This is a genomic window from Vibrio comitans, from assembly GCA_024346835.1.
GTDB classification, from domain to species: Bacteria; Pseudomonadota; Gammaproteobacteria; order Enterobacterales; family Vibrionaceae; genus Vibrio; species Vibrio comitans.
This window is the reverse complement of record AP024867.1, coordinates 740,424-753,205: the sequence shown is the minus strand read 5'-3', so window position 1 is coordinate 753,205 and position 12,782 is coordinate 740,424. Positions and strand designations below refer to the sequence as shown.

At 44.0% G+C, this 12,782-nt stretch carries 14 protein-coding genes; 4 read left to right on the top strand and 10 right to left on the bottom strand.

What is annotated here, in order from left to right:
* Window positions 1–225 precede the first annotated feature (225 nt).
* Window positions 226–1,767: a bifunctional GNAT family N-acetyltransferase/carbon-nitrogen hydrolase family protein gene (locus OCU46_RS17195; protein ID WP_141271616.1), complete on the top strand. Its 1,542-nt coding sequence runs from the start codon at window positions 226–228 to the stop codon at window positions 1,765–1,767.
* Between the two features lie 126 nt (window positions 1,768–1,893).
* On the opposite strand, the gene OCU46_RS17190 is transcribed toward OCU46_RS17195, so the two are convergent.
* The 10 genes from OCU46_RS17190 to OCU46_RS17145 form a co-directional block, all read right to left on the bottom strand.
* Complete coding sequence (locus OCU46_RS17190; protein ID WP_141271617.1) at window positions 1,894–2,154, bottom strand: DNA polymerase III subunit epsilon; 261 nt, start codon at window positions 2,152–2,154, stop codon at window positions 1,894–1,896.
* Between the two features lie 366 nt (window positions 2,155–2,520).
* On the bottom strand, window positions 2,521–2,964 hold the full coding sequence (locus OCU46_RS17185; RefSeq protein ID WP_141271618.1) for a F0F1 ATP synthase subunit epsilon: 444 nt from the start codon (window positions 2,962–2,964) through the stop codon (window positions 2,521–2,523).
* Between the two features lie 15 nt (window positions 2,965–2,979).
* Entirely contained in the window at window positions 2,980–4,365 is a 1,386-nt protein-coding gene (gene atpD / locus OCU46_RS17180) for a F0F1 ATP synthase subunit beta (RefSeq protein WP_141271619.1), read from the bottom strand.
* Window positions 4,366–4,394: 29 nt separating this feature from the next.
* Window positions 4,395–5,264 (bottom strand): F0F1 ATP synthase subunit gamma, encoded by an 870-nt coding sequence (gene atpG, locus OCU46_RS17175; protein ID WP_141271620.1) that lies wholly within the window; start codon window positions 5,262–5,264, stop codon window positions 4,395–4,397.
* 45 nt (window positions 5,265–5,309) lie between these two features.
* Window positions 5,310–6,851 carry a F0F1 ATP synthase subunit alpha gene (gene atpA / locus OCU46_RS17170; protein WP_141271621.1) on the bottom strand — a complete coding sequence of 514 codons (1,542 nt, stop codon included), beginning with the start codon at window positions 6,849–6,851 and terminating at the stop codon, window positions 5,310–5,312.
* A 9-nt stretch (window positions 6,852–6,860) separates the two neighbouring features.
* Complete coding sequence (locus OCU46_RS17165) at window positions 6,861–7,412, bottom strand: F0F1 ATP synthase subunit delta (RefSeq protein WP_141271622.1); 552 nt, start codon at window positions 7,410–7,412, stop codon at window positions 6,861–6,863.
* 11 nt (window positions 7,413–7,423) lie between these two features.
* On the bottom strand, window positions 7,424–7,894 hold the full coding sequence (locus OCU46_RS17160; protein ID WP_141271623.1) for a F0F1 ATP synthase subunit B: 471 nt from the start codon (window positions 7,892–7,894) through the stop codon (window positions 7,424–7,426).
* A 63-nt stretch (window positions 7,895–7,957) separates the two neighbouring features.
* Window positions 7,958–8,194, bottom strand: a complete 237-nt coding sequence (gene atpE, locus OCU46_RS17155) for a F0F1 ATP synthase subunit C (protein WP_004730405.1) — start codon at window positions 8,192–8,194, stop codon at window positions 7,958–7,960.
* Window positions 8,195–8,240: 46 nt separating this feature from the next.
* Complete coding sequence (gene atpB / locus OCU46_RS17150; protein ID WP_141271624.1) at window positions 8,241–9,008, bottom strand: F0F1 ATP synthase subunit A; 768 nt, start codon at window positions 9,006–9,008, stop codon at window positions 8,241–8,243.
* Between the two features lies 1 nt (window position 9,009).
* On the bottom strand, window positions 9,010–9,411 hold the full coding sequence (locus OCU46_RS17145) for an ATP synthase subunit I (protein ID WP_141271625.1): 402 nt from the start codon (window positions 9,409–9,411) through the stop codon (window positions 9,010–9,012).
* Between the two features lie 637 nt (window positions 9,412–10,048).
* Between OCU46_RS17145 and OCU46_RS17140 the strand changes: the two genes are divergently transcribed.
* From OCU46_RS17140 to OCU46_RS17130, 3 genes are all read left to right on the top strand, one after another.
* Complete coding sequence (locus OCU46_RS17140) at window positions 10,049–10,534, top strand: arginine repressor (protein WP_141271626.1); 486 nt, start codon at window positions 10,049–10,051, stop codon at window positions 10,532–10,534.
* A gap of 185 nt (window positions 10,535–10,719) precedes the next feature.
* On the top strand, window positions 10,720–11,811 hold the full coding sequence (locus OCU46_RS17135; RefSeq protein ID WP_141271627.1) for a DUF3541 domain-containing protein: 1,092 nt from the start codon (window positions 10,720–10,722) through the stop codon (window positions 11,809–11,811).
* Window positions 11,812–11,985: 174 nt separating this feature from the next.
* Entirely contained in the window at window positions 11,986–12,750 is a 765-nt protein-coding gene (locus OCU46_RS17130; protein ID WP_141271628.1) for a hypothetical protein, read from the top strand.
* The last annotated feature ends 32 nt before the right edge of the window (window positions 12,751–12,782 follow it).

Below are 12,782 nucleotides of genomic sequence, written 5' to 3'. Positions count from 1 at the left end.
TTGGTTTGCGTATTAAGTTGAGGCCAGTTTATGGAGGATTTTGAAAATCCAACAATTGCATATGGCGGATGAGACACGGCGAAAAAGCAAGCTATGTACGGTATTGAGACTGAACTAGGAGCGGTCACGGTAAATCACAGTTGACCCAGATTTTAATTCAGTCATGCTAAATAGTTGTTAAAATTGATATAAACTGAGAATCCAGAGGCAAAGGAGCAATGCGTTATGGAGAACAGCACCACTAAACTCTCTTTAAGAACCATCGAGGCTAAAGACTACCCTGAATTAGCCGCATTGATGGACTTGGTGTTTCACGATGTTGGGGGCGCATGGCCGCGCTTCACCATCATGGATTTGATCCACCAGTTTCCAGACGGACAAATCTGCATCGAAGACAATGGCAAAATCATTGGGGCAGCCCTCACCATAAAGGTCGATTACAACCGATTTTCTCTGCCTCATGTGTACACAGATATCATTAACGAAAAAGACGTCATCCAAAACAAGGCAACGGGCGATGCCATGTACGGGTTAGATGTCTTTGTTCACCCGGATTATCGCGGCTTGCGTTTAGGGCGACGACTGTATGATGCGCGTAAAGAGCTATGCCGAACCAAAAATTTTAAAGCCATTCTCACCGGTGGCCGAATCCCCTCTTACAATCAGTATGCAGATGAACTGTCCGTGACAGAATACATCAACAAGGTGAAGCGCCGAGAACTCCACGACCCCATTCTTTCATTCCAACTTGCCAATGACTTCGATGTAAAACGACTGATGCGTAACTACTTGCCTGAGGATGATGCTTCTTTAGGTTACGCTACCTTGCTGGAGTGGGATAACTTCTTCTATGAGGCCGATATTCAATCGGTTCATGATATCGAAAAGACCTTAGTTCGTATCGGGGTGGTGCAGTGGCAAATGCGAGCGATTCGAGACCTTGATGACTTTATGGATCAGGCAGAGTTCTTTATATCTTCGCTGTCCAACTACAAGGCCGATTTCGCCTTGTTCCCAGAGTTTTTCAATGCGCCGTTAATGGGGTTACAACACGATCAAAACTCTGTAGAGGCGATTCGTTTTCTCGCCAGCTTTAGCGAAGAGATCAAACTTCGAATCTCACAACTGGCAGTGACCTATAACATCAACATTATTGCCGGTAGCGTTCCCGTAGAAGAAGACGGCAAATTATATAATGTGGCCTATCTGTTGCAGCGTGACGGCAATATCAATGAGCAATACAAAATTCATATTACACCCCATGAAGAAAAAGACTGGGTCATTGATGGCGGCTCTCAAGTAAAAGTCTTTGACACTGATGCAGGTCGCGTGGGCATTCTCATTTGCTACGACAGTGAATTTCCCGAACTCGGCCGAATGATGGCCGACCAAGACGTGCAAATCATCTTTGTTCCATTTTGGACGGATACAAAAAATGGCTATCAGCGCGTGCGAATTTGCTCGCAAGCTCGAGCCATTGAAAACGAATGCTACGTGGCCATTGGTGGCAGCGTAGGTAACCTGCCACGCGTCGACAATGTCGATATTCAGTATGCACAGTCAGCGGTATTCTCTCCCTCTGACATCTATTTCCCGCACGATGCTACACTCGCTGAGGCCAATGCCAACACAGAGATGATCATCTTTGCAGACGTTGATCTAACTAAGCTCAAACAACTTAACACCGAAGGTTCAGTGACCAATCTGAAACATAGAAGACGAGACGTGTACGGTACATTCAGTGTGACGCATACTGACGAAAACTAGGCTTGGGCTTATTAATTAAGTTATCGCTTTCCAAGCGTCAGTTATAAAAAAAACAGGGGCCTCATACGAGGCCCCTGTTTGTATCTGCATGCCGACTATGAAGTCGAATGTCAGTAAAAGAGTGCTCTACTCTTGGTTATCACCGACCGTAAATGATTCTTCAATTCTTCGCAGTTCTTCTTGCTCTTTAAGCTTAGCCTCTTCTTGAAGCGCCGCCTTTCTCTCGTTCATTGCTTTCTTTTCTGACTTAGTCAAAAACTTGACTGCTTTCTTATTGGTCAGAGCATACGCAACAACGTCTTCACCCTTTTCACGGCGTTCATTGACGCGTTGAGAGAAACGCTCGTTATCGCGTGCTTTACGTTCAGCTGAACTTAATTTGCTCATATTTCATACCTATATTAAAAATTCGGCGCCTGTTGCTACCTTCAAGTAAACAAATGAGATGTCATTCATATAGCTGATGAGGGCGATTTTAGCATAGATAATGATGCAAATAGCGGTATGTAGATTTGAATACTGCAAGAAAGGAAAGGACCTCAGAGAGAGGGTGAGTCACCTGAGGCCTTCTGGGGATCAGAACTACTACTGTTCTGAGTTTCTCTGCTAAAGAAATCGTTGCTCCCATGTGTAAGTCTTACGTTCAACGGCTTACTTAGGGAGGCCAACCTGCTGGTAAGAGACAACAAGTCAGCCTATTGACTGATACCAACTCAAGCATTAACCCAAGTTGGTAGATGAGCCCGAAGACTCTTAGTGGCGAACGTGAGAGCCTGTTAGCTCCACAGCGCGCAACTGGGCAATGGCTTTTGCTAATTCAAGCTGAGCTTGAGCAAAGTTAATATCCGCATTGCCTTTATTGATGTTTTCTAGCGCAGCACGTTTTGCTTCTTCTGCGCGAGCACGGTCAATGTCTTTCCCATGCAAGGCAGTATCTGCCAAAACCGTTACTACATCGGGTTGTACTTCCACTAAACCGCCAGAAACATACAACACTTGCTCTTGTTGCTTCTCGCCAGTAACAAATACCGTTACCCCTGGCTTAATTTTACTTAGCAGTGGCGAGTGACCTGGGCGAATACCCAGTTCACCATCGGCACCTGAAACCGCAAGGGCATGTGCAGGCCCTGAAAACAGCGTACCTTCCGCACTTACGATGTTAAGTTGAAATGTATTCTCTGTAACTCCGATAGCCATAATGCACCCTGCCTCTTAGATAGATTTCGCTTTTTCAAGCACTTCGTCGATAGAACCACAGTACAAGAACGCTTGCTCTGGGATATCGTCGTATTGACCGTCTAGCAAGCCTTTAAAGCCTGACAATGTTTCGCTTAGAGGAACGAATACACCTTTCTGACCAGTAAATACTTCGGCTACGTGGTAAGGCTGAGTTAAGAAACGTTCAATCTTACGAGCACGAGATACTGTTTGCTTATCTTCTTGAGACAGCTCATCCATACCTAGGATTGCGATGATATCTTTCAGCTCTTTATAACGTTGAAGCGTTGTTTGAACTTTCTGTGCAATGTTGTAGTGCTCTTCACCAACAACTAAAGGATCTAGCTGACGTGAAGTTGAGTCTAGTGGATCGATTGCTGGGTAAAGACCAAGCGCTGCGATGTTACGAGACAATACAACTGTTGCATCCAAGTGAGCAAAGGTTGTTGCTGGCGATGGGTCAGTCAAGTCATCCGCAGGTACGTATACCGCCTGGATAGAAGTGATAGAACCTTGCTTAGTTGACGTGATACGCTCTTGAAGCACACCCATCTCTTCAGCCAGTGTTGGCTGGTAACCTACCGCTGAAGGCATACGGCCTAGCAGTGCTGATACCTCAGTACCCGCAAGGGTGTAACGGTAGATGTTATCGATGAATAGCAGTACGTCACGACCTTCATCACGGAAACGCTCAGCCATAGTAAGACCTGTCAGCGCTACACGTAGACGGTTGCCCGGTGGCTCGTTCATCTGACCATAAACCATGGCCACTTTGTCGAGAACGCCCGCTTCTTTCATCTCGTAGTAGAAGTCGTTACCCTCACGAGTACGTTCACCAACACCGGTAAATACAGAAAGACCTGAGTGAGCTTTCGCGATGTTGTTGATAAGCTCCATCATGTTTACGGTTTTACCTACACCCGCACCACCAAACAGACCGATTTTACCGCCCTTAGCAAAAGGACAGATAAGGTCGATAACCTTAACACCGGTTTCCAGTAGCTCAGTGCTGTTCGCTTGATCTTCATAAGAAGGCGCTTCACGGTGAATCTCGTAGTTTTCTTTCTGGCCAATCTCACCACATTCATCGATAGGTTGACCTAGCACGTTCATGATACGGCCTAGTGTCTCTTCACCTACAGGTACTGTGATTGGAGAGCCTGTGTTCTCAACTTCAAGGCCACGACGAAGGCCGTCAGAGGTACCCATCGCGATACAGCGAACGATACCGCCACCCATTTGTTGTTGAACTTCTAACACTAGCGAGCCTACATCGTCGCCTAATACTGTTAATGCGTCATAAACGCGAGGACCGTTATTGTGGCTGAATTCGACATCCACCACCGCACCGATCACTTTTACTATTTTTCCAACACTCATGTCTAAATCCTCAAATTCTTTTCCGAACCCTATACCGCTTGGGCACCTGAAACGATCTCGCTCAGTTCTTGGGTTATGGCAGCCTGACGCGCTTTGTTGTAAACCAACTGCAAGTTGTCAATCAGTTGGCCGGCGTTGTCGGTGGCCGCTTTCATGGCTACCATTCGGGCTGCTTGCTCACACGCAATGCTCTCTACAATGCCTTGGTACACCTGCGATTCGATGTAGCGGTGTAACAATTCAGAGAGAATGTCTTTTGGTGCTTGCTCGTAGATGTAGTCCCAGCGACGTGCTTCTCTTGCATTGGCGTCTGCTTCTACATCTGACGGGTGTGGCAGCAATTGTGCTGTCGTTGGCTCTTGCACCATGGTGTTAACGAACTTGTTGTAAACCAAATACAAACTGTCGATCTTACCTTCGTCATAGTGTTCCAACATCGCGTTTACTGTGCCTAAGATGTCTTCCAATTTTGGAGAGTCACCCAGACCTGCAGTTTGCGCTACGACGTTACCGCCGCGTTGGAAGAAGCCGATAGCCTTTGAACCGACTAAAGTGGTATCAACCTCTACACCTTTTGCTCGCCACTGTTGCATCTCTTCAAGCACCTTCTTGAACAAGTTATTGTTCAAGCCGCCACATAAGCCGCGGTCAGATGAAATGATGATATAAGCAACGCGTTTTGGCTCACGCTGTTGAAGGTAGGGATGTTGGTACTCCAACGAACCCGATGCGACGTGAGAGATAACGTGACGCATATTCTCGGCATATGGGCGAGTTTGCTCCATATGGTCTTGAACTTTACGCATCTTACTTGCCGCAACCATCTCCATTGCACTGGTGATTTTTTGAGTGTTACCAACACTGCCTATCTTGGTGCGAATCTCTTTGGTATTTGCCATTATCTGCTCCTATTTGTTTCGATTTCCAGTCAACAAACCGGAGCTTTACAGTGATTTCACTGAAACAAAACCTTTCAGTATCTCGTGTAAACCCGCATCAATTTCGTCGTTGTAGTCACCCGTTGCGTTGATTTTTGCCATCAACTCTGGGTTTTGGCTGTTTGCGTAAGCCAACAACTCTTGCTCGAAATAACCGATCTTAGAAAGCTCTACATCAGACAAGTAACCCTTCTCTGCAGCAAAGATAACAATGGCTTGAGCGGCTACTGACATTGGTGCGTACTGCTTCTGTTTCATCAGTTCAGTTACACGCTCACCATGGTCAAGCTGCTTACGTGTTGTCTCATCCAAATCTGAAGAGAACTGAGCAAATGCGGCCAACTCGCGGTACTGAGCAAGTGCGGTACGGATACCACCAGACAGTTTCTTGATGATCTTACTCTGCGCTGCACCACCTACACGTGATACTGAGATACCAGGGTCAACCGCTGGGCGTAAGCCTGAGTTGAACAACTGAGTTTGCAGGAAGATCTGACCGTCAGTGATTGAGATTACGTTAGTCGGTACGAACGCTGATACGTCACCCGCTTGTGTCTCGATGATAGGTAGAGCAGTTAATGAACCTGTTTTACCTTTCACTTCACCTTTAGTGAATTTCTCTACGTACTCTTCGTTTACACGAGCAGCACGTTCTAGAAGGCGTGAGTGGAGGTAGAAAACGTCACCAGGGAATGCTTCACGACCCGGTGGGCGTTTTAGCAGTAGTGAAATTTGACGATACGCTACGGCTTGTTTAGACAAGTCATCGTAGATGATAAGAGCATCTTCACCACGGTCACGGAAGTATTCGCCCATGGTACAACCTGCATAAGGAGCAAGGTATTGAAGTGCTGCTGATTCAGACGCTGAAGCCACAACTACGATAGTGTTCTCTAGAGCACCGTGCTCTTCTAATTTACGCACTACGTTAGCGATGGTTGAAGCTTTCTGGCCGATAGCCACATACACACATTTAACGCCAGAATCTTTCTGGTTGATGATGGCATCGATTGCCATCGCAGTTTTACCGGTCTGACGGTCACCGATGATTAGCTCACGCTGGCCACGACCGATTGGCACCATAGTATCAACGGCTTTGTAGCCAGTTTGAATGGGTTGGTCTACTGACTTACGCTCGATTACACCCGGTGCAATTACTTCTACTGGGTCAAGCTGGTCAAAGCTTACTGCGCCTTTACCATCGATTGGCTCACCTAGCGTGTTAACTACACGACCAAGCAATCCATTACCGACTGGCACTTCCAAGATACGACCTGTACCTTTCACTTTCATGCCTTCAGAAAGGTCTGTGTAAGGGCCCATTACTACGGCACCTACAGAGTATTGCTCAAGGTTAAGTGCTAGTGCGTACTTGCCACCTGGCAACTCAATCATCTCGCCCTGCATTACATCTGCAAGTCCGTTGATTGTGATGATGCCATCACGAACAGAGACGATAGTACCTTCGTTGCGAGCTTCGGTGCTCACATTAAATTTTGCGATACGCTCTCTGATCAGATCGCTAATTTCATTTGAATTTAATTGCATATCTGTTACCTATCTCGCGTGAAGTTGACTAGCTAGTCGGGTAATTGATGTATCTATTGAACCATCAATGATTGTTTCGCCTGCTTGGACGACAATCCCACCCACCATTGTGTTGTCTAGCACTTGCTCTAGTTCAACTCGACGCTCTAATTTCTTCTCAAGTGCGGCAGTAAGTGCCGTAACTTGCTCTTGTGTAAGCGATTCTGAGCTTGTGACAGTGACAGGAATAACACGCTCATGTTCATCCTTAAGTTCGGTAAACAGTTCAAACAACTCTCTTACAACCGAAAGACGACCATTCTCTGCCAGGACTTTGATTAGGTTTTCGACGTGTTCGTCTACGAGTCCTTGGCAAACCTCAATAATGATGTCGGCCAGAATTTCGGCTTGCTGTGTGCCTGCACCTTCTGCGGAAGAAATCTCGTTTGCGATGGTTTCTTCTTCTGCCACAGCTACAAGAATTGACAGCATCTGTTGCCACTCTTGTAACTTGTTCTCACTCAAAGCAAAGTCGAACGATGCTTTGGCGTAGGGATGAGCAATAGTTGTGTACTCTGACATATTGCCTCCGCTTAGATTTCGCTTATCAATTGATCAACCAGAGCTCGGTTCGTCGCTGAATCCAGGTTCTTACTAATCAACTTCTGTGCACTTTCAATTACTGCGTCTGCCATTTTCGCCTGAAGTTCCTGACGTAATTTTTGACGCTCGCCTTCTAGTTCGGCTCTACCTTGCTCCAAGATGCGTGCTTTTTCTTGTTCAGCTTCTTGCTGAGCTTGGCTGATGATTTCGCTACGGCGTTTATTGCCTTGCTCCACCATTTCAGTCACATTGCGTTTTGCATCTTCGATGAGTTGAGCACCATTCGCTTTCGCTATTTCTAGCTCTTTCGCTGCATTTTCTGAGTGGCGTAAGCCTTCAGCGATTTCTTTTTGGCGCTCGTCTAACATCGCGGTGAGAGGTGGCCATACATATTTCATACATAGCCAAACAAAAATCACGAATGAGATTGCTTGTCCTAGCATGCTTGCATTTAAGTTCATACCTTCCTCACTAAATCTTGATTACTTATAAATCGATCTTTTCAAAGCTTGTTAATTGATGAATTAAGCTACTGCGAAGATGATGTATAGACCGATACCCACACCGATCATCGGTACAGCATCCACAAGACCCATCATGATGAAGAATTGAGTACGAAGCATTGGAGTTAGATCTGGCTGACGTGCAACACCCTCAAGGTATTTACCCGCTAGGTTACCGATACCAGATGCGGCACCCGCTGCACCAAGACCAATCAGTAATGCACCTGCTACATATAAAACTGCGCTTACGATATCCATTTGTATCTCCGATATATAAATTTGTTAATTAAATCTGTGTTGATAATTAGTGTTCTTCTGTTGCCATACCTAAGTAGACAATGGTTAGAACCATAAAAATAAATGCTTGTAAGAAAACGATTAATATGTGGAATAGAGCCCATGGAACACTCAGTGCCCATTGCATCCACCAAGGCATTAATGCAATCAGGATAAATATCATTTCACCTGCATACATATTTCCGAATAATCGTAAACCTAGTGATATTGGTTTTGAAATTAGCGTAATAAGTTCTAAAACAAGGTTTACTGGATATAGCAATGGATTATCAAATGGTTGAGTAGTTAACTCTTTAATAAATCCTTTCAGTCCTTTATTTTTGAACGTGTACGTTAATAGCAGAATAAATACACCCAGTGCCATCGACATTGGAATATTCACATCCGCTGTCGGTAGATCTCTAAAGTGTGTGAATCCCATTGCTTTAGTAAGCGCTGGTACTAAATCGATTGGTAGTAAGTCGACTGCGTTCATTAACAACACCCAAACAAAGGTGGTTAATGCCAGAGGACCAATCAATTTATCTTCTGCCTGAAAAATTTCTTTTACTAAGTTATTTACAAACTCAAAGATAACTTCGATAAGGCATTGGAAACGACCCGGAACACCACTGGTTCCTTTAGTAACAACGTATCGAAAAGCACCGATGAACAGTAAACCTGTTATCCAGGACATCAACATAGAGTCTATGTTGAATGCCCAGAAACCATCACCTGTAGTCAAGAAGGTTAAGTGATGCTCTATATACTCGTGAGCGGTAGTAACATTTTCCATACTACGCATACTCCGACTTATTAGAGCTGGTAATAAATGGTGTTAAGAAATACCCAATCATTGTCACTATGTATGCTTCTAGAATTACAGGGTTATCCAAACCGAAAAATCGGAAAGCTAGAATAAACATTACAAAGGTATAAATGATTTTTACTACACGACTCATTTGCATAAGATCGCGCAAACTGTAATTTGGGTTTCTTTGTACCTTAAGGCTTGCATATATAAAACCGAACAGCGGTGGTAACATCGCAATAACGATACCTAGTGCTGCAGATTCCATATCTACTTTATTACCAAAAAACACTTCAAATAAAACTACACCGACGGCTAATACTACTTGGCAAAGAATAACTCTTTTTGCAGCAACAAGAATGTCCCCGCTGATTCCATCCAGCCTCATAATAAACCTCGTATTTGGCAGTGTAACTTAATATAAAAAACAGTCGAAAGTGAACTTGTTCCTAGAAACTGACTCTTGGCTACTCTTTATATTTCCCCACGAAACTTAGCTCTATAAAACTTATTGTCTATCGCTTCGATATGGATAAGTTACGCCTAAAGTTCAGTGATCAAAATACCAAATACCGACATCAATCATTTCATTTTTGATAACTGGGTCACTTATTTATGAAAATTGACCAACTGACACTAGATGCGGTCATTTATGGCACTCGAAACTGCAATGAGGTGCACAGTGAGTTTGATTGACATCAATTTAATTATTTATTCACTGTAAATTTGCAAGGTAATTATTCAAAACTGAAATGGAGAGGGAATACAAAGAAATATCACAGCCTTTATATGAAAGTTACTTAATAGAAATTGAGTGAATAGCAGTAATAGTTGTTACCCAATTAAATCCAAGATCAATATGCAATAAGCCATATATAGTGAAGAAAATATTATGCAAGCCATTGATTATCAGTATAAAAATAATAGTAATTCAGTGATCTTCTTCATACCTTAGTGGGTTAATTCGATGGTAATATCCCGCCGCCCAACACTTAATACTATTAATGCATCACTAAGGTAATTCTATGCACAGCAGTGCCACTTTGAGTCATCCTCAATCTCAAGAGAAGTCATTGGAAAACGTATGCAAACGTCTACTTCAAGAAAACAGCTTCCATAATCAAAGTGAATTACGAGAGAGCTTGAGCAAAAATGGTTTCGCAGGAATTAGCCAATCAACCGTTTCACGCCTGTTAACTCAGCTTGGGGTTATCAAAGCGCCCAACGCTCTAGGAAAGAAGATCTACTGCTTAGCGCCAGAAACAAGCGCTATACAGTTCGACTCATCCATTGCCTCTCAGATCGATTCGGTTGAAGACAACAAGTCTATGATTGTAATAAAGACAAAGCCTGGAAGCGCGCAACTCATCGCTAGACTGATTGATTTTGATGCGGACAAAGCCATATTAGGCTCTATTGCCGGTGATGATACTGTGTTGGTCATACCCAGTGACGTAGAGAAAATAGAGCAGTGCAAACGGGCGATACGAAGCATACTCGCTCTTAATTAACCTTGGCTTTCACATGAAGCCTCTAAGGCTTCAATTCAAAAATCTAATCGGTAGCTTTTTCCCTTAGTAAAAAGCTCATAGCAACTTTGGCAGTAAAATAACTTTCAAAGTCATGCGCTTAATCAGTTATCGCCTAAAATAAAGCAATGTGGTGATTTCGCGACTGCGGAGGAAGTTTTACGAAAATGACAAAAAAGTCACTGGTTTATATTGGGTCTACCGCTATCGTTCTGTCGGGCGTCACGGCTTACTGGTTTCAAAACACCACCTCACCAGAAACCTACCGAAATGCAGCTCAAACCATCAAGCAAACCTATGAACAGCAGTTGTTTACGCTTTCTTCGTACAAACAAGGGCACTTTGGCTTGAGAATGTTCAGGCAAACTCAGGACCCTAAGTATTTGGTCGTGATTCAAGAAGACATCGGCATCATGTCCATCAGATTGAATCAATTATCTGAAGACTTGAGCTCAAAACAAACGATGCAGCAGTATGCCGAACAACGCCTGACCCAATATCGCCACGGCAAAGACGAACGTAGCAAAAGACGACTGGCAGCAACTGAGGATAAGCCAGAATATTTTTATTTGGGATTGGATTTATTGCGATATATGGCTCGAGTTGACGACTATGGCTTGAGGCATAGAAATGATAAAGCGTTTAGAAAACACTTGAAGCAGTATCCCTTTGATGAACTCTTTACCAACAAAACCATGATAAAGGCATGGGCGGCGCAGCTGGCGAACCAAGCCTATTGGCTGAAACAGCTAGATCTTGGAGATCACGTCCAAAAGTTTACCCAAGCATTACGTGAAACCTACCCAGACCATGAAGATTACCGATTATCTCTACAGCAATATGAGAACAAGCTTTACGGTATGACACATATCATTATCGCAGATTCCGGATATTATCAACATCAAGTCAATGAAGCAGACCATGCCTGGATATATGACTATTTCAGACAAAACATAGAAGACATCATCACCTACACAAAACAAGATATTATCGCAGAGGTGGGGATTAGCTTTCTACTTGCCGGTCTAGAGGATGATCCTGTGGTATATAAAGCCCGAGAAGCCATTCGAAATTCTATTGAAGAGTCAGCCGGTCGTATTCCTTCTGTATCCGGGAACCTAGATATTAGCTATGGTGAACATCGTAATGTTCTGGCAATCATGCTCCTAAATTGGCAATCGCCCAATATCGGTCCAAACACCACCACCACGCCAAGTCTATTTGAAACATTACCCTTCGGGCTGGCCTTGAAGCAGTAAGACTAAAACCCTTTACTCGTAAAGCTCACCATTCAAATTGAAATAGTGGTGCCTAATAAGATTTGCTTATCAGCGTACATAGCAATATCGATTAGAGCCAATCCCCCTACATTGCTATAAATACGCCCAAACTCACTAGGCTCATGTTTTGTGTGCCCCATCAAAGGTAAGTAAATGAAGCACTTTATATCGATCGTGTTATTAATGGCTCTTGCAGGTTGTAACTCTTCAAGCAACGACAACGCCTCTCAGCAGATACCACCAGCACACCTGCCTGAGGGGACTGTACCAGAGCGTCCATCCGCAGGAATTCCTGACCACTTGCCGGGAGATTTAGTCCCAGATCGCTTACCAATTGATTGGTACCATGAAGCCTCTTCGCGCTATGGTATGAACGTAGAAGATCTAGATGCAGTTTGTCGCTACAGCACCACCCACCCTCAAGTTACCACTCACGTTTCCTGTGATTGGAAAAATGATGAACTGACCATCGTTTACTTTGCCTCTCGTCATACTAGCGAGCCTGAAATGCTGTTTGACCATGCGTTTATCTGGGTTATTAATGACGTAAGAATAAACTACGGATTGATCTGGCCAATGGTTAACCATAAAGCCGTTGGTCTTGAAGGGCAGAGTCTGTCGACAAAATACGACGATGTAAGTTTTAATATTAGAACACAATGCTCATCTTCAGAATGTACCCAGATCGACCACGTTCTAACTCATTTATCTAATGACAACCACGTTTTATCAAACGGGATCCCATACAATCACACCAGTGACTTTGTCATGGAAACTTATAAGCAATCTGAAAAGTTCTACTTTCACGCTCGCTTTAACGACTTGAACACCGGTGAAGTCTACCGTAACACCTTGCACTTAGGTGATGATTTCCCTGCGCTGATTCATGATGTATTAGCGCCAGCGTTCGGCTACTAAGCTAGGGTCTGTTGACCTAGTACTCAACTAAA